The sequence below is a fragment of the Streptomyces sp. NBC_00669 genome (assembly GCF_036226785.1).
GTDB lineage: Bacteria > Actinomycetota > Actinomycetes > Streptomycetales > Streptomycetaceae > Actinacidiphila.
In genome coordinates, this window is sequence record NZ_CP109018.1 from 622197 (window position 1) to 648447 (window position 26251).

At 73.3% G+C, this 26251-nt stretch carries 20 protein-coding genes; 14 read left to right on the top strand and 6 right to left on the bottom strand.

Going from position 1 to position 26251, the window contains the following annotated elements; translation table 11 throughout:
- Window positions 1-10: 10 nt before the first annotated feature.
- On the bottom strand, window positions 11-4462 hold the full coding sequence (locus OG896_RS02565) for a hypothetical protein (RefSeq protein WP_329361974.1): 4452 nt from the start codon (window positions 4460-4462) through the stop codon (window positions 11-13).
- A gap of 226 nt (window positions 4463-4688) precedes the next feature.
- Here OG896_RS02565 and OG896_RS02570 point away from each other — a divergent pair, with 226 nt between their 5' ends.
- Window positions 4689-5831, top strand: coding sequence for a PP2C family protein-serine/threonine phosphatase (locus tag OG896_RS02570; protein ID WP_329361976.1), 1143 nt, complete (start codon window positions 4689-4691; stop codon window positions 5829-5831).
- A 95-nt stretch (window positions 5832-5926) separates the two neighbouring features.
- Here OG896_RS02570 and OG896_RS02575 read toward each other — a convergent pair whose 3' ends face one another.
- The gene (locus OG896_RS02575) at window positions 5927-6856 is read right to left on the bottom strand and encodes a LysR family transcriptional regulator (RefSeq protein ID WP_329361977.1); all 930 of its coding nucleotides are present in this window, start codon (window positions 6854-6856) and stop codon (window positions 5927-5929) included.
- A gap of 127 nt (window positions 6857-6983) precedes the next feature.
- On the opposite strand from OG896_RS02575, the gene OG896_RS02580 reads away from it, so the two are divergent.
- From OG896_RS02580 to OG896_RS02595, 4 genes are all read left to right on the top strand, one after another.
- Window positions 6984-7949, top strand: a complete 966-nt coding sequence (locus OG896_RS02580) for a hydroxyacid dehydrogenase (protein WP_329361980.1) — start codon at window positions 6984-6986, stop codon at window positions 7947-7949.
- Between the two features lie 80 nt (window positions 7950-8029).
- On the top strand, window positions 8030-9160 hold the full coding sequence (locus OG896_RS02585) for a mandelate racemase/muconate lactonizing enzyme family protein (protein ID WP_329361982.1): 1131 nt from the start codon (window positions 8030-8032) through the stop codon (window positions 9158-9160).
- 133 nt (window positions 9161-9293) lie between these two features.
- Window positions 9294-10082 carry a sugar phosphate isomerase/epimerase family protein gene (locus tag OG896_RS02590; protein WP_329361984.1) on the top strand — a complete coding sequence of 263 codons (789 nt, stop codon included), beginning with the start codon at window positions 9294-9296 and terminating at the stop codon, window positions 10080-10082.
- Between the two features lie 240 nt (window positions 10083-10322).
- Window positions 10323-11951, top strand: a complete 1629-nt coding sequence (locus OG896_RS02595; RefSeq protein WP_329361986.1) for an FAD-dependent monooxygenase — start codon at window positions 10323-10325, stop codon at window positions 11949-11951.
- A 109-nt stretch (window positions 11952-12060) separates the two neighbouring features.
- On the opposite strand, the gene OG896_RS02600 is transcribed toward OG896_RS02595, so the two are convergent.
- Complete coding sequence (locus OG896_RS02600) at window positions 12061-12864, bottom strand: SDR family NAD(P)-dependent oxidoreductase (protein ID WP_328472767.1); 804 nt, start codon at window positions 12862-12864, stop codon at window positions 12061-12063.
- A gap of 208 nt (window positions 12865-13072) precedes the next feature.
- Entirely contained in the window at window positions 13073-14179 is a 1107-nt protein-coding gene (locus OG896_RS02605; RefSeq protein WP_329361989.1) for an NAD(P)/FAD-dependent oxidoreductase, read from the bottom strand.
- A 359-nt stretch (window positions 14180-14538) separates the two neighbouring features.
- On the opposite strand from OG896_RS02605, the gene OG896_RS02610 reads away from it, so the two are divergent.
- Window positions 14539-15465: an NADP-dependent oxidoreductase gene (locus tag OG896_RS02610; protein ID WP_329361991.1), complete on the top strand. Its 927-nt coding sequence runs from the start codon at window positions 14539-14541 to the stop codon at window positions 15463-15465.
- 291 nt (window positions 15466-15756) lie between these two features.
- On the opposite strand, the gene OG896_RS02615 is transcribed toward OG896_RS02610, so the two are convergent.
- Complete coding sequence (locus OG896_RS02615; RefSeq protein ID WP_329374589.1) at window positions 15757-16062, bottom strand: hypothetical protein; 306 nt, start codon at window positions 16060-16062, stop codon at window positions 15757-15759.
- Window positions 16059-16670 carry an OvmZ protein gene (locus OG896_RS02620; protein ID WP_329361994.1) on the bottom strand — a complete coding sequence of 204 codons (612 nt, stop codon included), beginning with the start codon at window positions 16668-16670 and terminating at the stop codon, window positions 16059-16061. Before OG896_RS02620 ends, OG896_RS02615 begins: the two co-directional genes overlap by 4 nt.
- 858 nt (window positions 16671-17528) lie before the next feature.
- Here OG896_RS02620 and OG896_RS02625 point away from each other — a divergent pair.
- From OG896_RS02625 to OG896_RS02660, 8 genes are all read left to right on the top strand, one after another.
- The gene (locus OG896_RS02625; protein WP_329361995.1) at window positions 17529-19019 is read left to right on the top strand and encodes an FAD-dependent monooxygenase; all 1491 of its coding nucleotides are present in this window, start codon (window positions 17529-17531) and stop codon (window positions 19017-19019) included.
- A 321-nt stretch (window positions 19020-19340) separates the two neighbouring features.
- Window positions 19341-19670, top strand: coding sequence for a TcmI family type II polyketide cyclase (locus OG896_RS02630; protein WP_329361997.1), 330 nt, complete (start codon window positions 19341-19343; stop codon window positions 19668-19670).
- On the top strand, window positions 19667-20938 hold the full coding sequence (locus OG896_RS02635) for a beta-ketoacyl-[acyl-carrier-protein] synthase family protein (protein ID WP_329362000.1): 1272 nt from the start codon (window positions 19667-19669) through the stop codon (window positions 20936-20938). The genes OG896_RS02630 and OG896_RS02635 overlap by 4 nt, the downstream gene beginning before the upstream one ends.
- 41 nt (window positions 20939-20979) lie before the next feature.
- A complete protein-coding gene (locus OG896_RS02640) occupies window positions 20980-22197 on the top strand; it encodes a ketosynthase chain-length factor (RefSeq protein WP_329373631.1) in 1218 nt (405 codons plus the stop codon).
- A gap of 167 nt (window positions 22198-22364) precedes the next feature.
- Window positions 22365-22634 (top strand): acyl carrier protein, encoded by a 270-nt coding sequence (locus OG896_RS02645; RefSeq protein WP_328472751.1) that lies wholly within the window; start codon window positions 22365-22367, stop codon window positions 22632-22634.
- Window positions 22635-22717: 83 nt separating this feature from the next.
- Complete coding sequence (gene fabG, locus OG896_RS02650; RefSeq protein WP_329362002.1) at window positions 22718-23572, top strand: 3-oxoacyl-ACP reductase FabG; 855 nt, start codon at window positions 22718-22720, stop codon at window positions 23570-23572.
- Window positions 23573-23627: 55 nt separating this feature from the next.
- Window positions 23628-24569 carry an aromatase/cyclase gene (locus OG896_RS02655; protein ID WP_329362004.1) on the top strand — a complete coding sequence of 314 codons (942 nt, stop codon included), beginning with the start codon at window positions 23628-23630 and terminating at the stop codon, window positions 24567-24569.
- Window positions 24570-24572: 3 nt separating this feature from the next.
- Window positions 24573-26219 carry an FAD-dependent monooxygenase gene (locus OG896_RS02660; protein WP_329362006.1) on the top strand — a complete coding sequence of 549 codons (1647 nt, stop codon included), beginning with the start codon at window positions 24573-24575 and terminating at the stop codon, window positions 26217-26219.
- The last annotated feature ends 32 nt before the right edge of the window (window positions 26220-26251 follow it).

The following is a 26251-nucleotide window of genomic DNA, read 5'->3' on the forward strand; positions in this document are numbered from 1 at the left end:
CCGGCCGCACTCAGCGCAGGTCGGCGTCGCCGATCGCCTTGGCCACACCGTAGGACCCGAGCAGCAGCAACCGGTCCAGCACGTCGAGGATCTCAGACCGGCGCGCGGCCGAGTTGGCCTGGACGTAGGACCGAACAAGCAGCCCTCCGATGTGATGAGCGTCATCTGCCACGCCTCGTGTCAGATCGGCCGAGGCGACTCCGAACACCGCGACGAAGCGCTGGACGCACGTTAGAACCAATTCGTCGACCCGATCAGGGGCGCACTCCAACGTGATCAGCAACTGTGTCAGGGCGGCCTCGAAGGCGTGGGAGTCGATCAGCGCGGTCAGTGTCCGGCGGTGAGGTCCCAGACGTCGGCCCCTCAGCGCGCTTGCCACTTCCGCAGCTGCTTCCCGTACCTGTGCCTCGGGGTCGTGGAAGAACCGCACGAGAGCATGGTGGGCGAGCGCGACGTCCCCGGTGTCCACGAGTCGCCGTGCGCACACATCGGCGGCGCCCTGTCGCTGCGCCGCGTCGTTCCCGGCGAGCACCTTGGCCAGAAGGTCCGGCATCTGCCAGTCCATCGCGGCCAGCGCGGAGATCTGGCCCCCGATCCGGCGTACCGTCGGCACCGGGGAGGCCAGCATCCGCTGCGCCAAAGGGCCGACCATTCCGGTGTTCGCGTGCATCAAGGCAAGCGCCAGACGGTACACGTGCGGCGAGGCCAGGAGGTGGTCGGGTGCCCGGACGAGTACGTCGAATGCCTCGGCCACGGCCCGGCGGTCATGGCGGAGCGCGGCATGCAGCACGTGGGCCACGCTCGCACGGACGGCGAGGGAGGAACCTGCCGCGAGTCGGCGCAGGTGAGGGGCAACGAGGGCGGCACGGGAGCCGTCCGTGTCATGGACGAGCAGGTCACCCAGGATCTCGGCAGCACTGCCCGATACGGTGTTGATCCCCGCAGTGAGCAAGTCACGTGTCACGTCTTCTTCGTCTGCGCCGAATCCGCCCTCGTCGTCGCCCGCCTCACCCGATCCGAGGGCGCGGCTCAGGAGCACCCGGACCAGATCGAGCGGCACTCGGTCGGGGTACCTGCGCAGAGCGTGTCCGAGCCAACGGTCCTGCTCCGGCCGGCCCCGGCTGGCGAAGTGACGCACTGCCGCGAAGACGACCTCCGGGTCGTCGTACGCTTCGGCCTCTCCGAGGCCGAGGAGCAGCGAGGCGCCGTACGCGGAGTGTGTGGCGGTGTCCATCCGCAGGGCGAGCCGCGCGAAGCGGCCGGGGTCCGTCACCGTCATGCTCCGCAGCACCTGGGCCAGTTCGCGCGCTCCGCCGGTGAAGGTGGCCCAGTCGATCCGGTCCTGGCTGTATCTCCTCATGGCCCGCAGCCATTGGTCGTCGCTCATGTGTTGCGCGGCTTCTGACGAGATGGGCGGTCCTATGACTCCGCTCGTCATTCCCTCCGGCTCGTCCGGCTCCCGCCGGTTGTCGTGGAGCCGGCGCAGTTCGCCGAGCCGACGGGCCGCCCGCTCGGACAGCCGTCCTTCGGGCAGGGCTGTCAGCAGGGTGAACTCGTGCCAGGGCGAGAGTTCTCCGTCCGGGGAAAGGCGCAGGTGGAGCAGAGAACCCTCCAGCCGGACAAGGGTCTCGTCACGAAGCGCCCCGCTGACGGCGAGGAGGACTTCACGGGCGCTCCACACGGCATTGGCCAAGTAGCCGGACATAAAACGGTGGCTGCCCTGGAGAAGGAGCGAAGCCGACCACGGAGCCAGGGCGGGTCCTGCCGCGGCCAGGGCTTGGTAGAGGAGCCACTGTGCCGTCTCGTACGGAAGGTCGGCGAGACCTTCCACGAGCCCGCGCGCACGCACGGCGTCCCGTCCGGCGATCGCCCGCAGTGCCTGGGCCGCGCCGTGCACCAGGGCGTCGCCAAGGTCGCGAGGATCATCTCCTGGCTGACGGTACGAGAAGTGACGATCACGGACGGGCCTTGCGGTCGGTGACGGAGCAGCCGTCATGCTGATGACGTCCAGCAGGAACGGCAGCAGCCGGACACAGAACTCCACAGGTGCGCCGAGCGCGGCGGCCGCCACCGTGCGGAGTGCCGCGTAGTCGGAGGTCAGCAGCGCGGCGACGCGGCCCTGGTCATCGAGGTGAAGGGCGTTCGGGCGTTCCGTCAGCACGACACCCAGGAGTTCGACCGCCCAGGCTGGCTCCTTGCCCGCCAGCTCGCTCGCAGAGACCCAGAGGATATGGTCGCCGTCCGCGAGAAGGCCGGTTCGAAGGGCTTTGAGCAGCAAGTCGAAGAGCGGTCGACTGTCGGCGAAGGCGGCGAAACGAACGATCTGCTGCAGCCAGGCCCCGTACTGAGGATGCCCGGTGTGTGGTTCGAGGATGCGGGCCACCCGGTCGGGCAGGGAACCGGCAACCAGCATCAGCAGCCGCACTGCCCTGCTCTGTTCCCTCGGGTCAGCACTGGCCAGCCAGCTCTCGACGACTGCCTCGTCGTCCGCGTGACGGAACCAAGCGGGGATGCCGATGATGCCGACGAGGTGGTCCCGAAAGGCCGGACGGGTGTCCAGCACGCGCATCACGGCGCCCCACTCGGAGGCTGTGGGGGCGTCCAGGCCGCGCAGCACGTCGAGGGTCAGGTCTTTGAGGTGGTAGCGGATCTCCTGACTAGTCAGCAGCTGCTCGGCCTCCTCAACGAACCTCTCGGGGTCCAGGTCCCGCAGGTGGTCGAGTACCTGCCGCAACTGTCCACGCCGAAAAAGTTCCTGCTCCCCGCTGGTGAGGAATGCGATCAGGCTCTCGTCGCGTCGGAGCCAGTCGCGCGCGAACGCGTAGTCGAAAAAACTCTCGTGGAAGAAGGCCAGCTTCCGGCCGTCGCGCACACAGACGTGCTCCGACACCAGAATCTCCCGGCTGGCGGCGAGATCGTCCGTGTCGAGCACGCTGTACGGCACGGACAGTCGCTGCCGCGCACTCATGGCGGACACGACGGCGGAGACCGCCTCGTGGAACCGCACGGAGGACCGCCGGCGCTCGCAGTCCTGCCGTTTGGCGTCCCAGAAGGCGTCGAACAGTTGGCGCGTGGTGCGGAAGGAGAGGGCCTCTTCGTGGTGCGTGATCCGGGCGAAGAGGGCGAGATGCAGCGGTGAGCGCAGCAGCGCCCGCTGCGCCGTGTCCAGTCGGGAAAGGTCCAGCCCCATGTCGGTGACGGCGATTTCGACCTGGGTCTCGGAGAGGGGCCCGACCGTGACGCGTCGACAGTCTTCCGGGGCGGCGAGCCGGCGAATGCGGTGATCAGCCTCCGCGTCGAAAGCTCGGCAGGCCAGAACCACCCGCATGCCCGGATGCGCCGCCGCCTCGTCCACCAGGTCGGCCACCGCATCGAAGGCTTCCGGGATGCGACCCGACGCCATGCTGACGGCGTCGAGCTGGTCCACTACGAGTACGCAGGGCCGCCCGTCGGCCATGACACCGAGGGCGCCGACCGGGGACATGCTCAGGCCGACGCACCGCCCCAGGGCGTGGGTCGAGTCGAATGGGCCCAGCCGGTCGAGGCGGAAGGCGAGTACCGGAGTGGCCGCGTCGTCGAGTGCGGTGAATACCTGGTGCAGCACGGCGCTCTTCCCACCTCCCGCAGCGCCGATCAGGAGGACGAGTTGCCGGTCATCCCTCATCAACTGCTCCACGACCCGAGCGGCTTCTTCACGGGGGATGCCAGGCTGGAGCAATTGCCGTTCGACGGTGGCAGCCCACCGCCGCGTCGTCCTGCGCACCGCGTCGGACACCGTGGCACCGTCCGCCCGCTCGGCCCGGCGTAGTCCGTACAGTGCCAGCCGGGCGGTGAGAGCAGCGGCGTCAAGCGTGGTTCCCAGGTTTTCGAGCAGAAGTTGCCCCAGACCGACGGCCGCCAGCCGGCCCGGCGCACCCGCCAGGGCCTGTTCGGCCAGGACCGCGTTGGTGTGCGCGAGCTCCCGTTCGTCGTGCCACTCCACCCGGAACCCTCTCAGCATGCGCCAGGCAGCCGCCGCCGAGCCGTAGATGTCCGGTGAGGCAAGGGCGGCGAAGGGTCCCCGGAGTTCGTCTGTCAACCACTCGGTCTCAAAGGAGACGATGTCGTCGGAGCGGCGGGCGCGATCGGTGAGTTCATCAAGTGAGCGCACGGGGAGTGTGGAGACAAAACGGAATATCCGACCGGCTGCGACGTGAGAACGCAGATGCGCCCAAATTCCGTTGGCACCAAGAGAGGCCACGCTCCAGCTGTTGGAGTTCCGGTTCTGCCGCTTGACCTGGTGTACCTCCGTCACGTCGTCGTGACGATAGACGAACTCGACACCGTCGCCCGACTGTCCAGCCGGCTCCAGGGAGATCGACGTCCCCGTGCCCAGCAGGACGTACAGCGCATGTCTGACCGTCCAGGCCCCCTCATAGCGGATGCCGAACTTGTCCGTCTCCCCACCCGGCCGCGGTGCCACAGCGCCCCTTATATGCCATCTCATAGGCAGCCTTGTCAGCCGCGCACGCTACCGCATGCGCGCCACGCGCGCCGACGGATCGCCACCCGTACGGGCCCATTTCGGCGCGGTCGCGGCCAGCCTTCCGACGGGCGGTCGGCGGGAGGGAATGATCGGGGCGGTCTGTCTGCTGCCGGGTGCGGGACTCGCCACCGGCTCGCCGCGATCGCCGCTGGAGGAACCGCGCATGTCCCGTCTGCTCCGCGCAGCGCCGCCCTCGACACGAGGACCGACGGACAGCGACGAGGACTCCCCCATCGGCACCCCGCCCACCCGCAATGTCGTACTGACGACGGTGGTGTCGACGGCGGTGGCGGTCGCCCTCGTCCTGCTGACCGGTACCGCGGTACTCGTTCTCGGCCTGCTGGTGTTCCTGCCGGCGTTCGCCGCCGCGCGGTGCAGCCCGCGCCAGACCGCAATGGTCTCCACCTGGGTCTGCGCCATCGTCATCATCCCGGTGGCCCTGCAACCCACGGGGCGGATCGTCGACCGGGTGGTCCTCTCGCTGTTCGCCGTCGCGTTCGGCGCGCTGGCCGTCTACGCCTCCCGCGCGCGGATCAGCCGCGAGGCGGAACTGGTACGGCTGCGGTCGACCGCGGCCGCGATGCAGCGGCAGATCCTGCGGCCGCTGCCCATGCTCACCGACGACGTCCTCGTGGACGGCGTGTACGAGCCGCTGCAGCAGGACAAGCTCGTCGGGGGCGACATCTACGACGTGGCCGCCACCCCTTGGGGCACCCGGGTGCTGATCGGGGACGTCCAGGGGAAGGGGCTGCCCGCCATCGGCATGGCCATCGACGTGGTGGGCGCCTTCCGCGAGGCCGCGCACCGCGAGCCGACGGTGACCTCGCTCGTCGACGCCCTCGAAGGGGCGGTGGTCCGCCACAACGACGACGCGCTCGGGCGCGGCGAGCCGGAACGGTTCGTCACCGCGCTCGTCCTGGGGGTGGACGGGGCCGTCGACACCCAGGTCGTCTCGTGCGGCCACATCCCGCCGTATCTGCTGCACGCCGGCGACGTCACCGCCGTCGGCGTGGGAACGGAGCATGTGCCGCTCGGTCTGGCGAAGCTGGTCGACGAGCCGCGCACGGTGGCCTGGTTCGCCTTCCCCGCCGGGGCGACGCTGCTGCTGTGCACCGACGGTCTGACCGAGGCCCGTTCGCCCGACGGCGCCTTCTACCCGCTGGAGGCGCGCCTCAGCGGGCGCACCGACACCGCCGATCGGCTCACCAGCTCGCTCGTCGACGACGCGCGCTCCTTCGCCGCGGGGGTACAGCAGGACGACCTCGCGGTCCTCGCCGTGCGCCGCTCCCCGCACCGGGCGCTGTAGCCGGGCAGGGCGCGGGCCCGCTTCGGCGACGCCGGGGAACTGCTCGCCGCCGCCCGGGTCGGCATCGCCCGGGTGCGGCTGCCCGGTCCTGGCAGCTACGCGCTCGCGGTCCGCTCGCTGCCGCGCGCGTCGGGCAGGGCCGGCAGGCCGGAGCCGGCGGCGCGCAGGACGTCGGCCAGGCGGCGCAGCACGGGATTGGGGCTGTCCGGGCTCCAGCAGGCGTGCAAGGTGACGGAGTGGGCGTCGGCCGGGGCGAGGTCGCGGTAGCGGACGCCGTGTACCCCCATCGCCATGATCGAGCGCGGCACCAGCGCGCAGCCGAGGCCCGCCCTCACGAGCGCCAGCATGGTCGGCACCTGTGAGGTCAACTGGCTGACGGCATAACGGTCGACGCCGATCAGCGCGGCGCAGACGTCGTGGAGGTAGCGGGAGCCCTCGGGGCTGTAGCCGATGTACTCGTGCGTGACGTCGGCCAGGAGGACCGGTCCCGCCGCGGCGAGCGGGTGGCCGGCGGGGACCGCGAGCACCAGGTCCTCCGTGTGCACCAGGACCGACTCGTACTGCTCCGGGATCGGTGGGCGTACCAGTCCCATGTCGATGCGCAGTTCCGACAGGGCGGTGAACTGGTCGGGGCTGGCGAGTTCGGTGAGTTCGACCGCCGCGTCGGGAAGATGGGCGTCCGCCAGCTTCAGCATGTCGGCCAGTACGGCATAGGCGCCGATCGAGGTGAAGGCCAGGCGGAGGGTGCCGCCGCTCCCGTCGGCGGCGCGCCGCGTCGCGGCCGGCGCCGCCTCCAGCAGCGCGAGCACCCGGCGGCAGTGGTCGAGGAAGACCGCCCCGGCGGCGGTCAGCCGCGTGCCCCGGCCGCCGCGCTCGAACAGGGTGACTCCCAGGGTGCGTTCGAGGGCCTGTATCTGCCGGGTCAGCGGCGGCTGGGTCATGTTGAGGCGAACCGCGGCGCGGCCGAAGTGCTGCTCCTCCGCCACCGCGACGAAGCCGCGGAGCTGCTGAAGTGAGTAGTTCATACCGTCACGGTATCGGGCGATGCGAAATCGGCCTTGGACGCGCATGAGTGGGCCTTCCTAGGCTCGTGCCCGGTAACACGAGGCATCCCACATCCAGGAGTTCAGGTTGCTGAAACTGGCCGTAGCCATGACACCGCAGCGCGTTGACGACGTGTGCGGGCAGGAGCTCCGCCGCGAGATCGAGGGGAGCTACGAAGTGGTCTGGGGCGGCGCGCGGATGAGCGGTGCCCAGGTCGCCCGGCTCGCCGTCGGCAGCGACGTGCTGCTGACGGGTTGGGGTACGCCCCACCTGGACCGGTCGATCTGGGCCGGCGCGGACGGCCCGCGCGTGGTGGCCCACGCGGCCGGCACCGTGAAGAAGCTCCTCGACCGGGAGGTCCTCGACCAGGGCGTCGCCGTCTTCTCGGCGGCGAGCCGGATCGCGTGGTCGGTGGGCGAATACTGCCTCGGGGCCATGCTCACCCTCGCCCGGCGGCTTCCGCAGCTGGACGCCGCGGTGCGGGCCGGCGGCTGGACACAGCCGCGGCTGCGGGGCCATGAACTCGCCCACCGCCGGGTGGGCATCCTGGGCGCCAGCTCGACGGCCCGGGCCTTGATCACCCTGCTGGCGCCCTTCCAGTGCGACATCGCGGTGTACGACCCCTACCTCGACGAGGAGCGGGCCCGGCGGCTCGGCGTGCGCACGACCTCGCTCGAAGAGGCGCTGAGTTGTCCCGTCGTCTCCGTCCACGTGCCGAACCTGCCCGCGACCGAGGGAATGGTGAGCCGCACGCTCATCGAAGCCATGCCCGACGGCGCGATCGTCGTCAACTCCTCCCGGGGCCCGGCCGTCGACCAGTCCGCGCTGATCGAGCAGGCCCGCGCGGGCCGGCTGCTCGCCGCCCTCGATGTCTACGACGCGGAGCCCCCGGTGCTCGACGCGGACACGCTGAGCTGCCCGAACCTCCTGCTCACCCCGCACGTCGCGGGCGACACGGTGGAGGGCCACCTCGCGCTGACCGGCTACGTCATGGCCGATGTCGCCGCGTGGTGGGAAAGCGGCGCCCGCGGTCCGTCCTGGGTCGACCCGGCGGCGTGGTCCACCGCGGCCTGAGTCGTCCCCGGCCGGCCGCCGGACCGTACCGCGTCCGCACATCCGCGTGCCCGGCACCCGATGCGAAAGGTTCGACCTCCATGTCCCGAATCACCGCGGTTGACGTCTTCACCGTCGCCGTCCCCTTCGCCCGCCCCTTCGTGCTCGGCAGCGGAGCCGTCGGCGGCCCCGGCCAGGCGGGTTCGGTCGTCTTCGTGAAACTGACGACCGAGGACGGCGTCAGCGGCTGGGGCGAGCAGCGAGCCCTGCCGAGCTGGAGCTACGAGACGGCGGAGACGATCCGCTCGGTGATCGAGCGCGAGCTGACCCCCATCCTGCTGGAACTCACGCCCTTCGACGTGGAGTTGTTCCACGCCCGGGCCGCACGCCGGCTCAGCCCGTCGGTGTCCAACGGCTTCCCCTTCGCGCGGGCCGCGGTGGACATCGCCCTGCACGACGCCGCGGGCAAACTGGCCGGCCAACCGGTCCACGCCCTTCTGGGGGGCAAGGTGCGGGACGAGATACCGCTCTGCTCGGCCATCGGAGTCGGTGAACCCGCCGCCGTCCGCTCCCACGCCCAGGAATCCCGCGCCTACGGCGCGTACAAGGTGAAGATCGCCGGTGACCCCGTCGCCGACGCCGCGGCGGTCACGGCCGTGGCGGGCGTGGCCGGCGACAAGCCGATCTGGCTGGATGCCAACCAGTCCTACCGTCCCACCGCGCTGCTGCGTCTCCTGGACCGGCTCCGGGACGTCTCGACCCTGCACTGCGTGGAGCAGCCCGTGCCGAGCACGGACACGCTCGGCATGCGGCGGCTGCGGCAGATGACCGCTCTGCCGGTCGCCATCGACGAGGGGTGTTTCACCGCACGGGACCTGGCCAGGTGCCTGCGCCTGGATGCCGCGGATCTGGTGGTGGTCAAGATCTGCAAGTCCGGCGGCATCCGCAACGCCCTCAAGACCGCGCAACTCGCCGCGGCCAACGGGCTCGAAGTGCTCGGCAGCGGTCTGACCGACTGCGGCATCGGGTTCGCCGCGGCGCTGCACCTGTTCAGCCAGCTGGAGCTGGCCCTGCCGGCCGAGCTGAACGGCCCGGAACTGCTCGCCGACCTCTACGTCGAAGGGCTGTCCGTCACCGCGGCCACAGCGACCGTGCCCACCGCGCCCGGGCTCGGCGTGGAGGTCGACGAGGAGCGCATCCGCGCCGAAGCGAAAGCCCTGAGCCGCGGGTGACCCGGCCCGGACCGCCGTCCGGGCTGAACAAGGCCGCCGTCCCGGCCGAACAGGACCGCCTTCCGGGCCGGCGACGGCGCTGGTCCCTCCCACGACGAGCAGCACCATGAGCGGACTCGGAGGCCGCTGAACCATGACATTCCTGTGGTCCGTCTTCACCAAACCCTGGTCCGAACTCCCCGGCGACCGGCTCGGACCCCTCGTCGCCGGCCTGGGCTTCGCCGGCGCCGAGGTACCCGTGCGGGACACCTCGTATGTGACGCCCGCCGTGGCCGAGCGGGAACTGCCCAGGCTCACCCAGCGGTTGAAGGACGACGGCGTCGAAGTGATCAGCCTCGCCGGTGACCTCGACGAGTCCTTCTTCGCGGCGTGCGCCGCCGCGGGAGTCCCCATGATCCGGGTGATGGCAGCACTCGGCCCGGACGGCTACGCGGCGTCCGCACACCGCGCACGCGCCTGGCTCGAAGCGGCGGCGCCGCTCGCCGAGCGGTACTGCGTGCAGGTCGGTGTGCAGCCTCACCACGGGAGCTACGTCTCGTCCACGCTCGGGGTGCTGGCCCTCCTCGACGGCCTGCCCTCCGCGCACTTCAGGCTGGTCTGGGACGCCGCGCACGACGCGCTGGCCGGCGACGACCCGAGGGTCACCCTGCCGCTGGCGGCCGACCGGCTGGGCATCGTCAACCTCAAGAACGCCGTCTACGCCCCGGTGGAAGCCGGCCGCTCCTCCACCGGCGACCGCTGGCGCACCTGGTTCGTTCCCGGCGAGGAGGGGCTCGCCAACTGGGCCACCGCGCTGGAGGTACTGGCCGAGCTCGGTTACCACGGGCCGGTCTGCCTGTCGGGCCAGTACTCGGACCCTTCGGTCCCCGTCGAGGAGCTCCTGGTCACCGACTTGGCCGCGGCCCGCCGGGCGGCACGGTAGGCGGCTGCGAAGGGGCCCGCGCCGAGACCGGCAGCCCGTGGTGGCCCGTACCCGGAGCCCGGGGGCTGACATGCCGTCGCAGCACGGGGTTCACAGACGCGGAGCAGGATGAGACGTGTCGCGAGCCGGCCCCGCGCCCCCTGTTCCGCGGAGCCCGCGGTGCCCGCCGCGCTCCCGCCGCACCGCCGACTCCGGGCCGGCACGCGTTGCCCCGTCTTCTCTTCAGGAAGCGAGTCGCGCATGTCCCAGGAACCTCGGCACCGCACCGGCACGGGTCCGGCCGAACCGCCTTCCCGCACGGTCGTGGTGGCCGGCGCCGGCCCGAGCGGGCTGCTGCTCGCGGGCGACCTCGCGGCTGCCGGCGTGCACGTGGTGGTCCTCGAACGGCGCCCGGAAGGCGTCAGCAACCTCACCCGGGCCTTCGGCGTCCACGCCCGTACCCTCGAACTCCTCGACGCCCGGGGCCTGGCGGACGAGCTGGTCCCCACCGGACAGGTCATCCGGGAGCTGCGGCTGTTCGGCGCGATACCGTTCGACATCGGCCAACTGCCCTCGCGGTTCCCGTTCCTGCTGGTCACCCCGCAGTACGAGGTGGAAAAGCTGCTGCTGCGCCGGGCGTTGGAGCAGGGCGCCACGATCCGCTACGGCACCGAGGTCCACGGCCTGACGCAGGACGCCGACGGGGTGACCGTCTCGGTGCGCGACACCGACACCGATGCCGACACCGATGCCGATGCCGACCCCGGCCGCGACACCGGCACCGGCGGGGCCCGCGGGGAGACGACAGTGCGCGCCGCCTACCTCGTGGGCGCCGACGGCGTACGCAGCGCGGTGCGCGAGGCGTTGGGGCTGCCCTTCCCCGGCAAGGTCGTCATACGGTCGGTCGCGCTCGCCGACGTGAAGTTCACCGAGGAGCCCGAACTGGTGGTCCGCGTGCACGGCACCGGCGACGCGTTCGGCTTCATCGCCCCGTTCGGCGACGGCTGGTGGCGGGTCGGCGGCTGGGACCGCGCCCACCGGGGCCAACCGGACGACTCCCCGCTGGAGTTCGAGGAGCTGCGGTCGATCATCGAGCGGGCCTTCGGCAGCGACTACGGCATGCACGACCCGCGCTGGCTCTCCCGGTTCCACAGCGACGAACGCCAGGTGCCGCGGTACCGGGTGGGCCGGGTGTTCCTCGCGGGGGACGCCGCCCACCAGCACTCGCCGGCCGGCGGCCAGGGCATGAACACCGGCCTTCAGGACGCCGCCAACCTCGGCTGGAAACTCGCCGCGGTGCTTGGTGGCTGGGGCGACGACACCCTCCTGGACAGCTACCACAGCGAGCGCCACCCGATCGGCCGGGCCGTCCTGCGCACCAGCGGCCTGAACCTGCGGCTGGCGATGGCGCACAATCCGCTGGAGGTCGCGCTGCGCACCCTGCGGAAACTCGTGGTCACCCACGTCCGGCCGGTGACGCGGCAGGCCGTCGGCGAGATCACCGGCATCGGCTACTCGTATCCCGCCCCCCGCGGCGCCCGTCGCGACGTCGGCAGGCGGGCCCCGGATCTGGAGCTGGACGCGGGCCGGCTCTACGAGCTGCTGCGCGAGGGGCGGTTCGTCCTGGCCCTTCCCGCAGCCGCGGCAGCCGGCGCCGCCGCGGACACCCGCCCGGCCAACGACGACCCGGACGACCTGCTGCCGGGCCTCGCCGACCGCAAGGACCGCCTGGTGGTGGCCCGTCGCACCCCTCCCACCGATGGCGGCGGTGACGGCAACGGCGGCGCGGCGACGGATGCCGTCCTGGTACGCCCCGACGGCTACGTCGCCTGGGCCGGCCCGGCCACCGCGGACGCCGTCCAGGCCGGCCTCGCACCCTGGATCGGGTGACCTCCGGCTGCGTACGCGCCCCGGCACCGGCAACCGGCGGTGGCCCGGACCGGCCCGCGAGGGTCGGCCCGGGCCACCGGCCGGTCGGTGCCGGGCGCGGCGCCTCGCGTCAGCGCGGAGGCAGCGGCGACAGCGTGGGCAGGTGGGAGAGGAAGCCCCCGTCGACCGGCAGCACCTGACCGGTGATGAAGGACGCCGCCGGAGAGGCGAGGAACGCCACCAGCTGCGCGACGTCGTCCGGCGTGCCCAGGCGCGGGATCAGGTTCGCGCTCTGGAACATCTGCTGCACCGGCACCGGCATGTCCGCTTCCAGCGCCGGGGTGCGGACCAGCCCGGGTGCGACGGCGTTGCAGCGGATGCCGTCGGCACCGTAGGCGGCGGCGACGAAGCGGGTCAGCGAGACGAGCCCGCCCTTCGAGCTGCCGTACGCGACCATGACCCGGTCGCCGGACAGGCCCTGCCCGCTGGTGATGTTGATGATGGAGCCGCCGCCGCGCTCGATCATCACCGGCACGGTGTGCTTGCACAGCAGCATCGGGCCGCGCAGGTTCACCGCGAGCACCTGGTCCCACAGCTCCACCGACATCGACACCACGTCCCGGTCGGCCCGGATCGCCGATGTCAGGGCCGCGTTGTTGTCCAGCACGTCGATGCCGCCGAACGTGTCCACGGTGAAGTCCACCAGGGCCCGGACACTGTCCTCGGAGGCGACGTCGACCGTGCGGCCCACCACGGAGAGCCCCTTCGCGGCCAGCCGGCCGGCGATGTCCTGGACGGGGGCGTCCTCGACGTCGGCCAGCACGACGTCCGCACCCGCCGTCGCCAGCGCCTCCACGGTGGCGACACCGATGCCTCCCGCGCCGCCGGTGACCACGGCCACCTTGCCCGCAAGGGACTGCGTTCCGTTGCCCATCGATGGACCACCTCTCGTTCGAGCCCTCGTTCGAGCCGGGATGTGCTCCCGATCCTGGCGGACACGTGTGACGGCGGCGCTGCGGAGTTGTGTCGGGATCTCGGTCAACGCGCCGTCATGTGAAGGAATATGACGGGCCGTCACATAGGGTGAAGCGCAGACCCGAACTCGGACCTCGACCCCGACTTCCGGTCATCCGGTCATCCGGTCATCCGGCGACCGGCTCCCCGAGGCCGAACAGGTCCGCGTAGCGGCCCACCAGGAGGTCGCCGCCCTTGTAGCGCGCCGTGTCCTGCGCGCCCAGGACGACCGGTCCGTCCGGCCCCGGCACCTGCGACGCGCCCCCGGTGGAGCCCAACGGGACCAGGACGCCGTCCCCGCCCGGCTGGTAGACCCGCTGCGGGGGGCGCCCGGCGGCGAGCGCCGCGATGTTGTCGGCCACCACGGCGGCGTGCTCGGAGGCGGCCTTGGACCGCTTGGGCTCGGGCACCGCGGTGACGTCGCCGACGGCGAAGACGTTCGGCGCCCCGGGCACCCGCAGGTGCTCGTCCACCTCCACGAAACCGTCGGGCCGGCGCGCGGCGGCGAGGGCACCCCGGAGCATGTCGCTCAGCGGCGAGACGCCGTAGCAGCGGAACCACAGGTCCGCCTCGATACGGACGCCCGCGAGGGTGTGCACGGTGAACGGCGCGTGCTCGCCGGAGGGCACCGGCGGGGGCGAGGCCAGCGCGCTGCCCAGCACGAGTTCCACGCCCAGCGCGGTGAGTTGCTCGCGCAGCGCGTCGCGCAACCGGGGCAGGTAGCGTCCGCCGAGCACGTCGTCGGCCGGGTCGACCAGGACGACCTGCCGACCGGGCCAGCGCTCGGTGATCTCGCCGGCCAGTTCCAGCCCGACCGGCCCCGCGCCGAGCAGCAGGACCCGCTCGGCGGCGGCCAGCGCGTTCCGCGTCGCGGCGTGCCGGGCGCGCGCGACCGCGGAGTCGTCGGTCTCCGGTTTCGCCGGATACGGGTAGGAGGAGCCGGTGGCGAGCACCACGTAGTCCGCGTCCAGCCGTACCCCGCCCGCGGTGGTCACCCCGCGCTCGTCGACCGCCACGGCCCGGTCGCGCAGATGGCGGCCCCGCCGCAACAGCCCGTCGAAGGGGAAGTAGATCCGCTGTGACCAGTCCTCGTCCACCAGCCCGCGCAGGGCGGCGACCGTGTGGACGAAGGCGTCCTTGGGGTCGACCAGCACCACATCGAAGTCCGCGTCGAGTTGACGGGCCAATGCCGCCCCGCCGTATCCGCCGCCGACGACCACGACCGTGCTTGCCATTCGCTGTGCTCCTTGTCCGTGTCGCCCGCCGCCGGGAATCGCGCCGGTACGGCCGAGGGGGCTCGCCGGGCGCGCGGCGCGGGCCGAATGCCGTGCCTTCGACGGAGAACTGAGGCTCCGTCGTACTTCGGTGGAGCCTAGCCAGCGCCTTAGGTAAAATGCAATCTGCATGGCATTTTCGCGGGAGTCGCGGACGAACGGAGTCTTCGTTGCCGGGAACCCGCACGGATCGGTGGTGGATCGGTCCTGGATCGGTCATCGTTCAGCCGCCGATCGGCAGAAGGAATCGCCGTGCAGGGGAAGTCGTCGGACCGGTTTCCGTATGGCGCGGAAACCGCTTGGGAAGACCGGGGAAACACATGCCGTTGGCCTATGTACACGCTCGCTTCGGGGGCCCGGAGGTCGAGCACTTCGCGGACCTGCCGCGCCCCGCGCCGGGGCCGGGGCAGTTGCTCGTCGCGGTCCGCGCGGCCGGCGTCAACCCGGTGGACTGGAAGCGTCGTTCGGGCCGCCGGCCGCGCGGGGCGCCGGTCGTGCGCCTGCCGGCCGTGATGGGCGGCGAGGCGGCCGGTGAGGTCGTGGCGGTGGGGTCGGGGGTGGCCGGGTTCGCGGTCGGCGACGCGGTCCTCGGCGGTCCGCTGACCGGCGGGTACGCCCGGTTCACGCTGTTCGCCGCGGACGCGGTGGTACGCAAGCCCCCCGAGGTGGCCTGGACGGACGCGGCGGTGCTGCCGATAGCGGCGGCGACCGGGTACGGCGCGGTGCGCCAACTGGGGCTGCGAGCCGGGGCGACGCTGCTGGTGACCGGGGTCGGCGGCGGGGTGGGGGTGGCCGCCGCGCAGGTCGCCGCCCATCTCGGCCTGACGGTGGTGGGCTCCGCGTCCGCCGGCAAACGGGAGTTCGTCGAGTCGCTGGGCGTACGGCACGTCGCCTCCGGGCCGGGGCTCACCGCGAGGGTGCGGGCCGCCGCGCCCCAGGGCATCGACGGCGTGCTCGACCTGGTCGGTGGCGAGGTGCTGCGCGAGGCCGCGGCCCTGGTGGCGGACCCGGCGAAGGTGGTCAGCGGGGCGGACCGGGAGGCGGTCGGCGCGCTGGGCGGCGCGCCGGTGGGACCGGTTCGCGACCCCGCGCTGCTCGGCGCGGTGGTGGAACTGGTGCGCGCCGGCGCGCTGGACCCGAGGGTGACGCGGGTGGTGCCGTTCGCTCAGGCGCCGGAGGCGGTACGGGCGGTGGAGGGCGGTCACACCGTGGGGAAGGTGGTGCTGGAGATGCCTCCCGCACCGTGAGTCGCGCCGGGCCGCGGCGGGGCCGCGAGGGAACCACGGCGGGGCGACGGCGGCGCGGCGTTGGGGCGACGGTTGGGGCGACGGTTGGGGCGGCGGTTGGGGGCGGCGGTTGGGGGCGGCGGTTGGGGGCGGCGGTTGGGCGTCAGGAGCCGCCGCTCCGGGGGTCCGGCATCAGCGGAGACCGCACCTGTGAGGGCGTCTCGCCGTAAAGGGGAATCCGCGGGCGCGGGCGTTCCGCGAAATACCGCTCAGAAACCCCTCGCACCCGGCGGCGCGACGCGCACTCACGTCTCACCGGCAGGCGCCGCAGTCGACTTCTCCACGGAGGCCGTCCTCGATATGCGTATCGGATGCTCCACCGATTTCATCTCCCTCGGATACGCGGTCTTCCGAGGGATTGTCGGCCGGAATTTCCCGATTGCCGCCATCGGCCAGTTCGAAGAGTTCGTCGAGGTCGTATTCCGCGCGCTGCGGAGTTCCGTACCGGGTGATCTTCCCGCGGCTCGCCCATTTCCTTATGGTCGCCTCGGAAACGCCCATCGCGAGTGCGGCGAGTTCCGTGGGCACGGTGCGCGCGCGGCGCCGGTCGGCGCTCACCGCACGGCGCCTTCCCGGGCCGGGCGGCCGGGGCGGGCGGGTGTGGCGGGTCCCGGTCGCCGGTCGCCGGGCCCGCGGCGTATCCGCTCGGCCAGCAGGAACCACTGGCGCGGGGGGATGGCGTGGCCGTGCTCGCAGCGGACCTGGTCGGCGGCGGGCAGCGCGTCGCCCGCGGCGGTGGCCGGTCCGCGCAGCGTGCCGCCGCAGCCGGGCTGCGAGCAGGGTCCCAGCGGCGCCGACGCCTGCGGCGCCGGGCCGGCGGGGACGCCCGCGGACGCCAGCAGCTCGGCCACCTCGTCGGCGAGGTCCTGCGCCGCCGGGTGGCCGCAGAGCCAGTCCAGATGGCACACCAGGAACCGCAGCAGCCCTCTGACCTCGGTGTCACCGGCCCCCGGCACCCCCCGCTCGTCGGCGACCAGCCGCGCCCACGACTGGAGCACGGAGCGGATCGCCGAGCGCACCGCCACCGTCTCGTCGTCGAGCACGATCCCGACCGAGCGGCTGCCGCTGACCCGCTGCCGCAGTCCCACCGGGGAGCGCACCAGGGCGCGTTCGGACTCCTCGTAGAGGGTGAGCACCCGGCACAGGTCGGTCCGCAGCCGCTCCACGCACCGCCCGCACAGCCGTCGGCCCGAGGGGGAACCAGGTCTGCCCGGCCGGGCCTCGCCGCCGCAGCGCGCACACGCGGCGACGCGGTCGGCGGGCGTGGCGGGTGCACGCCGCGGTGCACGGGCCTGCGTCACGAGCGGGGGCGGGCACATGAGGACACCCTTTCTGGTCGGCCGGCCGGGTGGTCGAAATTCTCGTCCCGGCCGGAGGGGTGAATCGAAGGGCTGTTCGCAGCTGAGTCCGGCAGAACACTAGGCAGTCCTGCGGCGGGACGTCAAGGAAATAGGGGCGGGGCGGGCAGCGGCCGACCGGGGGAAATGTTTCGCCCAATGACATGCGGATGAAGGACGTGTGTGGAGACCCCGCCGAGCAGCGATCACCGGCGCGGCAACCGGCCGCCGACCGGCTTTGCACGGTCGCGCCAACCGGTCGCCGTCCAGCTTTGCGCCGGGCGTGTGATCGCGATTCAGATCGGCTATTGACATTGCCGGAAGGGCACTGTCACACTTTTTCCGCGGCACACCTGTGCCCACATCGGGACGCCTTCCTGGCTCCCGCGGGAGACCCGGAGCGCTCTCCTCGCCCCGAGCGCGACGCCGCGCCCCGGGCGGTCCCCCGCCCCTTCCCCTCCCTTCCGGTCCGGCCCGGCGCCCTGTCCGCCCGGCACCCTTGCGCCCGGCGCCCTTTCCCTGCCGGCCCCGGTGCGCCCGGAACCTCCCGGCGGTCCGCGGCCCGGCTACGGCTACGGCTGCGGCTGCGGCTGCGGCTGCGGCTGCGGCACGACCGTCGCCCCGATCCCTCCCCCGTCGCCCCTTCGCTTCCACCTGCCGTGGAACACACCGAGAGGAGGCACCACCATGGACGCTGCCGTCATCGTCGTCGGCGCGGGCCCCACAGGACTGATGACCGCCGGCGAACTGCGGCTGGCCGGCGTCGACGTCCTCGTGCTGGACCGGCTGCCCCGGCCCAGCGGCGAGTCGCGCGGGCTCGGCTTCACCCCGCGCACCATGGAGGTCTTCGACCAGCGCGGGCTGCTGCCGCGCTACGGACCGCTCGACACCAGCCCGCTCGGCCACTTCGGCGGCGTGCCGGTGGACTTCGGCGTGCTCGACGGCGCGCACTTCAGCGTGCGGGGCGTGCCCCAGCACCGCACCGAGGCGGTGCTGGGCGACTGGATCACCGAACTCGGCGCGCGTGTGCTGCGCGGCACCGCGGTGGTGGGGCTTCGCGCGGGCCCCGACGGCGTCAGCGTCGACGTGGACGGGCCGCGGGGCCGCCGCACCCTGCGGGCGGCCTGGCTGGTCGGGTGCGACGGCGGCCGTAGCACCGTACGCGGGCTCGCCGGATTCGCCTTCGACGGCACCGAGTCCACGATGGAGATGTTCCTCGCCGACATCGGCGACTGCGACATCGCGCCGCGCCCCATCGGCGAGTCGCTGCCGGGCGGTATGGCGATGTCGGTCCCGATCGGCGACGGCGTGCACCGGATCATCGCCTGCGAGCGCGGCGCCCGCCCGCGCGCCCGGCCGGAGGGGCTGCGGTACGCCGAAGTGGCCGCCGCCTGGCAGCGGTTGACCGGCCAGGACATCGCCGGGGCCACGCCGCTGTGGATCAGCGCCTTCGGCGACGCCGCCCGGCAGGCGACCGAGTACCGCCGCGGCCGGGTGCTGCTGGCCGGCGACGCAGCCCACATCCACCTGCCCGCCGGGGGCCAGGGCATGAACACCGGCATCCAGGACGCCGTCAACCTCGGCTGGAAGCTCGGCGCCGTCGTACGCGGTGACGCCCCCGAGACCCTGCTGGACACCTACCACGGCGAGCGCCACCCGGTCGGGCGCCGGCTCCTCACCAACACCCGCGCGCAGGGCCTGCTCTACCTCAGCGGCAGCGAGGTACAGCCGTTGCGCGACGTGCTCACCGGCCTGGTGGTCCACGACGAGGTGGGCCGGCACCTGGCCGGGATGGTCAGCGGCCTCGACATCCGCTACGACGTCGGGCCCGGCACGCACCCGCTGCTGGGCCGGCGCCTGCCGCACCAGGAACTGGCCACCGCCGGCGGCACGGTGGGCACCACCGAACTGCTCCACCCGGCCCGCGGCGTGCTTCTCGACCTCGCCGACGACCCGGGGCTGCGCCGCCGCGCCGCCGCCTGGCGCGACCGGCTGACGATCGTCACCGGCACGCCCCGGCAGGGCGGTTCCGCGCCTCCGACCGGGACGAGGGCCGTCCTGGTCCGCCCGGACGGCCACGTGGCCTGGACCGCGCCGGGCACCGGCGTCCGGCTGGACGAGGCGCTGACCCGGTGGTTCGGCCCCGCCCACCGGCCCGTCCGCGCCGCCGCGGCCTGACCCGTACGCGAGGCCGCGGCCGCCGTATCCGAAGTCCGCCCCCGAGCACCCGTCGCAGCCTCCCCCCGGGCCGCCCCCGTCACCGAACCCGCCCGACCTGCCGACCCCCTCAACCCGCCGCTCCCGTAAGCGACTCCGCCCCCGTCACCGCCCAACCCGCACCGGCACCGTCCGCCCGACCAACCGTCCCCTCAACCCGCCGCTCCCGTAAGCGACTCCGCCCGACCGACCGTCCCCGTAATCACCCCGCACCGCAGGGCCCGACGACGTGCCCCCCGCTCTCCTGTCACCCCGCCAACGGAACGACCGAGAGAAGGCCCCATGCACAGCACCCTGATCGTGGCCCGGATGGAACCCGGCCACGCCGCCGACGTCGGCGCGCTCTTCGCCGACTTCGACCGCACCGACGTGCCGCACCGGATGGGCACCCGGCGCCGCCAGCTGTTCTACTACCACGGCCTCTACTTCCACCTTCAGGACTTCGACGACAACGACGGCGGCACCCGGATCGAGGAGGCGAAGACCGACCCCCACTTCGTGCGGATCAGCGCCGACCTCAAGCCGTTCATCGGCGCCTACGACCCGGCGACCTGGCGGTCCCCCTCCGACGCCATGGCCACCCGGTTCTACGACTGGGACGGTTCGGCATGAGCGGGCGGCGCGTCGTCATCACCGGTATCGGCGTCCTCGCCCCCGGCGGCGTGGGCGTCAAGAACTTCTGGAGCCTGCTCAGCGAGGGCCGCACCGCGACGCGGGGCATCACCTTCTTCGACCCCGCGCCCTTCCGTTCCCGTATCGCGGCCGAGATCGACTTCTGCCCCGAGGCGCACGGCCTCGGCCCGCAAGAGATCCGCCGGATGGACCGGGCGGCCCAACTGGCGGTGGCCGCCACCCGCGAGGCGCTCGACGACAGCGGCCTCGACATCGGCGCCCTGGACCCGCACCGGGTCGGCGTCACCGTCGGCAGCGCGGTCGGCGCGACCACCGGGCTCGACACGGAGTACCGCGTCGTCAGCGACGGCGGCCGGCTGGCCGAGGTCGACCACACCTACGCGGTGCGGCACCTGTACGACTACCTCGTCCCCAGTTCGTTCGCCGCCGAAGTGGCCTGGACCGCGGGCGCCGAGGGGCCCTCGGCCGTGGTCTCCACCGGCTGCACCTCCGGCATCGACTCGGTCGGCCACGCGGTCGAGCTGATCCGGGAGGGCAGCGCCGACGTCATGGTGGCCGGCTCCTCCGACGCCCCCATCTCCCCCATCACGGTGGCCTGCTTCGACGCCATCAAGGCCACCACCCCCCGCAACGACGACCCCGCGCACGCCTCCCGCCCCTTCGACGGCACCCGCAACGGGTTCGTGCTCGGCGAGGGCGCGGCCTTCTTCGTCCTGGAGGAACTCGGCAGCGCCCGCAGGCGAGGCGCCCGGGTCTACGCCGAGATCGCCGGCTACGCCTCCCGCTGCAACGCCTTCCACATGACCGGACTGCGGCCGGACGGCGCGGAGATGGCCGAGGCGATCCGGGTCGCCCTGGACGAGGCCCGGCTCGACCCCTCCGCCGTGGACTACGTCAACGCCCACGGTTCGGGGACCAAGCAGAACGACCGGCACGAGACAGCCGCGTTCAAGCGCAGCCTCGGCGAGCACGCCCGCCGGGTCCCGGTCAGCTCGATCAAGTCGATGGTGGGCCACTCGCTGGGCGCCATCGGCTCCATCGAGATCGCCGCGTCGGCGCTCGCGATACGGCACGACGTGGTGCCGCCCACCGCCAACCTGCACACCCCCGACCCCGAGTGCGACCTCGACTACGTCCCGCTCACCGCCCGCGAGCACCGCACCGACAACGTGCTCACCGTCGGCAGCGGCTTCGGCGGCTTCCAGAGCGCCATGGTGCTCGCCGAGCCCGACCGGAGCGCGGCGTGACCGGGGCAGCGGCGACCGGGGCCGTGGCGAGCCGGGCGCCGGTGACCGGGGCGGTGGTCACCGGTCTCGGCATCGTGTCGCCCACCGGCCTCGGCACGCGCGAGTACTGGTCCGCGGCCGTCGAAGGGCGCAGTGCCATCCGGGCGATCACCCGCTTCGACGCGGACCGTTATCCCGCCCGGCTGGCCGGGGAGATCACCGGCTTCGTCGCCGAGGACCACCTGCCGGGCCGGCTGATCCCGCAGACCGACCGTATGACGCGGCTGGCCCTGGTCGCCGCCGACTGGGCGCTGGACGACGCGGGGATCGACCCGTCGCAGCACGCCGCGTTCGACATGGGTGTGGTCACGGCCAGCACCTCCGGCGGCTTCGAGTTCGGGCAGAACGAGCTGCGGAAGCTGTGGAGCCAGGGCGGGCAGTACGTGAGCGCGTACCAGTCCTTCGCCTGGTTCTACGCCGTCAACAGCGGCCAGATCTCCATCCGCCACGGCATGAAGGGGCCCTCCGGCGTGGTCGTCAGCGATCACGCCGGCGGCCTGGACGCGCTCGCGCACACCCGGCGGCTCATCCGCAAGGGCACCCCGGTGATCGTCTCCGGCGGTGTGGACGCGGCGCTGTGCCCCTGGGGCTGGGTGGCCCAACTCGCCAGCGAGCGGCTCAGTACGAGCGACGACCCGGCCGGCGCCTACCTGCCCTTCGACGCCTCCGCCGCCGGCCACGTCCCCGGCGAGGGCGGGGCCATCCTCCTGGTGGAGGACGCCGCCTCGGCGCGCCGCCGCGGGGTGCCCGGCTACGGCGTCATCGCGGGCTACGGCGCCTCCTTCGACCCGCGGCCGGAGACCGGCCGGGAGCCGGGGCTGCGGCACGCCATCGACACCGCCCTCCGCGACGCGCGGGTGACGGCCGAGCAGATCGACGTGGTCTTCGCCGACGCCGCGGGCCTGCCCGCGCTGGACCGGGTCGAAGCGGACGCCCTCGCGGCGGTGTTCGGCCCCGGCGGCGTCCCGGTCACCGCCCCCAAGACCGCCACCGGCCGGCTCGGCTCCGGCGCGGCCCCGCTGGACCTGGCCGGTGCGCTGCTGGCCCTGCGGCACGGCGTGATCCCGCCGACCGTCCACGTCCGGCCCGACCCCGCGTACCGCGTCGACCTGGTCACCGGCGCGGCCCGCGAGGTCCCGCTGCGCACGGCCCTGGTCCTGGCGCGCGGCTACGGCGGCTTCAACTCGGCCGTGGTGGTCCGCGCGGCGGAGCCGATCTGAGCCGATCCGAGCCGCTCGGATCTGAACTCGTCCGAGCCGGCCCGAGCCGGTCCCGGCGGCGCCCGGCGCGCGGCCGTCCCGCCGCGGTCCGGGCGCCCCGGGGCCCTCGGCCCCGGCCGGCACCGTGCCCCCGCACCCCCACTCCCCCGCACCGATGAGAGGACATCATGCCCCAACTGCCCTTCCACCTCGATGACCTGCGCCGAATCCTGCGGGAGGGGGCCGGCGCCGACGAGACCGTCGACCTCGACGGCGAGATCCTCGACACCGACTTCGACGCGCTCGGCTACGAGTCGCTCGCCCTGCTGGAGACCGGCAGCCGGATCGAGCGCGAGTACGGCATCGCGCTCGCCGACGACGCGCTCGCGCCGGACACCACCCCCCGGGCGCTGATCGCCGCCGTGAACGGCGAACTGGCCGCGGCCCCGCCCGCGTGACCCGCATCCCCCGCGTACCCGGGCCCGGGTACGCCTCGACACCCGTCGCCCGCGAGGGCGCCGCCAGGACCAAGGAGCAGGACGTGGCACCAAGCGAACAGCCGGACCGGCAGGGCCGGTCCCAACAGGCCGAACGCAGCGAACGCACCGAAGGACCCGACCGTGACGAACGCGTCGCCGTCGTCACCGGCGGAACCAGCGGCATCGGCCTGGCCGTCGCCCGCCAACTCGCCGAGCAGGGGCACCGGGTCTTCCTCGGCGCACGCACCGGCGAAGCGGTCACCACCACCGTCAAGGAACTGCGCGCCGCCGGGCTCACCGTGGCCGGTGCCGAGGTCGACGTGCGCGCCCCCGGCTCGGTGCGGCTCTTCGTCGAGGCCGCCGTCGCCGCGTTCGGAAACGTCGACATCCTGGTCAACAACGCCGGGCGCTCCGGCGGCGGCGTCACCGCCGACATCGCCGACGAGCTGTGGTACGACGTGATCGACACCAACCTCAACAGCGTCTTCCTGGTCACCCGGGAGGTGCTGACCACCGGCGGCCTGCGGGACCGGCCGTGGGGCCGGATCGTCAACATCGCGTCCACCGCGGGCAAGCAGGGCGTCGTCCTCGGGGCTCCGTACTCCGCGTCCAAGCACGGCGTGGTCGGCTTCACCAAGGCACTCGGCAACGAGCTGGCCCCCACCGGCATCACCGTCAACGCCGTCTGCCCCGGCTACGTGGAGACGCCCATGGCCCAGCGGGTGCGGGCCGGTTACGCCCAGGCGTGGGACGTCAGCGAGGGCGACGTCCTCACCCGCTTCCAGGCGAAGATCCCGCTCGGCCGCTACTCCACCCCGCAGGAGGTGGCCGGCCTCGTCGGCTACCTGGTCTCCGACGCGGCCGCGTCGGTCACCTCGCAGGCCCTCAACGTCTGCGGCGGCCTGGGCAACTTCTGACCCGGCCCCGTACCCGCCCCGTACCCGGGCCACCCGACCCCTCACGGAGGTTCCCATGCCGCCGAGCGGCACACACGAGACCGAGCACACCGTCACCGTCGCGGCCCCGGCGGCCGCCGTCTACCAGTTGCTCGCCGATGTCGAGAACTGGCCGCTGATCTTCCCGCCCACCATCTACGTCGACCACCTGGAGCGCTCCGGAGACCAGGAGCGTATCCGTATCTGGGCCACCGCCAACGGCGAGGCGAAGAGCTGGACGTCGCACCGCTCGCTGGACCCGGACGCCCGCCGGATCGACTTCCGCCAGGAGGTCTCCGCCCCGCCGGTCGCGCGCATGAGCGGCACGTGGATCGTCGAGGAGGCTGGCGAGGGCTCCCGGGTCCGGCTGCTGCACGACTACCGCGCCGTGGACGACAGCCCGCAGGGGCTGGAGTGGATCGACCGCGCGGTGGACCGCAACTCCCGCACCGAGCTGGCCGCGCTGCGCGAGAACGTCGAACGCGCGCACGGCGCCGCGGAGTTGACGTTCACCTTCGAGGACGTGGTGCAGATCGACGGCTCGGTGAAGGACGTCTACGACTTCGTCAACGAGGCCGACCGGTGGGAGCACCGGCTGCCGCACGTCGCCCGGGTCCGGCTCACCGAGCACACCCCCGGCCTCCAGACGCTGGAGATGGACACCCGCGCGAAGGACGGCAGCACCCACACCACCGCGTCCCACCGGGTCTGCCTGCCCCCGCACCGGATCGCCTACAAGCAGGTCACGCTGCCGGCGCTGCTGTCACTGCACACCGGCCTGTGGACGTTCACGGACACCGGCCGCCGGGTCACGGCGGCGTCGCGGCACACGGTCGTCCTGGACCCCGGGGCGATCCGCGGCGTCCTGGGTCCCGAGGCGGACGTGGCGTCGGCCCGCGAATACGTCCGCGGGGCGTTGAGCGCCAACAGCCTGGCGACGCTCGGCCTCGGCCGGGACTACGCGGAAAGCAGGCGCTGAACGATGACCACCGTGAACGGCACCTCCTCCCCGAAGCGCACTCCCGCGACCGGCACCGCCGCGAACGACACCCCCGCGAACGATGCCCCCGGCCTCGACGCCGACGTCGTCGTCATCGGCGCCGGCCCCGTCGGGCTGCTGCTCGCCGACGAACTGCGGCTGGGCGGCGCCGACGTGCTCGTACTGGAGCGGCTGGCGGAACCCACCACCGAGTCCCGCGCCTCCACCCTGCACGCGCGCACCATGGAACTCCTCGACAGCCGGGACCTGCTGACCCGGTTCGGCGTCCTCCCCCAGGACCCGCGCGGCCACTTCGGCGGCATCCCGCTGGACCTCACCGTGCCGGGCCCCTACCCCGGCCAGTGGAAGGCGCCGCAGACCGTGACCGAGAAGCTGCTGGCTTCCCTGGCCGCGGACCTGGGCGTGCGGGTGCTGCGCGGCCACGACGTGCACGCCGTCGAACCCGGCGCCGACCACGTCGCGTTGCTCGCCCGGACCCCGGACGGCACCGACACGCGGATACGGGCCCGCTACGCCGTCGCCTGCGACGGGCAGGACAGCGCGCTGCGCGGCCTGCTCGGGGCGGACTTCCCCGGCCGGCCCGCCGAACGCGAACTGCTGCGGGCCGACGTCGCCGGCCTCGACATCCCCGACCGCCGCTTCGAACGGCTGGATCGCGGACTGGCCATCGCCGCCCGGCGCGGCGACGGGGTGACTCGGGTGATGGTCCACGAGTTCGGCACGCAGCCCTCCCCCGGCCGCGCCACGGACTTCGCGACCGTCGCCGACGTCTGGAAGCGGGTCACCGGGGAGGAGATCGGCCACGGCACCCCGCTGTGGTCCGGGTCCTTCGACGACTCCCTCCGCCAGCTCACCCGCTACCGGCACGGACGCGTGCTGTTCGCCGGCGACGCCGCCCACCGGCAGCTCCCGGTCGGCGGGCAGGCACTCAACCTCGGCCTCCAGGACGCCTTCAACCTCGGCTGGAAACTCGCGTCGGCCGTCCGGGCCGAGGCCGCCGGGCCGGGCACGTTCGCCGACGCGCTCCTGGACACCTACCACGCCGAGCGGCACCCGGCCGGGCAGCAGGTGCTCACCTCGATCACCGCGCAGGCGCTGCTGCTGCTCGGCGGCCCCGAAGTGGGCCCGGTGCGGGCGGTGTTCGAGGAGCTGATCGCCCTCGCCCCGGCCCGCCGGCACCTCGCGGGCGCGGTCAGCGGCCTCGACACGCGCTACGACCTGGGCGGTGGCCACCGGCTGACCGGCGCGCTGCTGCCGCACGTCCCCCTGCACACGTCCGAGCGCGCGGGCGAGGATACGGGCACGGGCGGCGGCGCGGCCCCGTCGCGAACGGTCACCCACAGCGCCGCGCTCCTGCGCGACGGGCGCGGCCTGCTGCTGGCCCTCACCGGCGACGACGCGCACGGGGAGCGGCTGGCCCGCGCCGTCGCGCCCTGGCTCCCGCGGGTGCGGCACGTCCGCGCGCGGACGTCGGGGCCCGGGGCGGTCCGGCTGGACGACGTCGGAGCCGTGCTGGTCCGCCCGGACGGCCACGTGGCCTGGGCGACCGGCCCCGACGCCACGCCGGCCCGGGCGCTGGCCGGCGCGCGGAGAGCCCTGCGCCGCTGGTTCGGCCCGCCGGCCCGTTGAACCCCCGGCCCGCCGACCCGCCGACCTGCCGG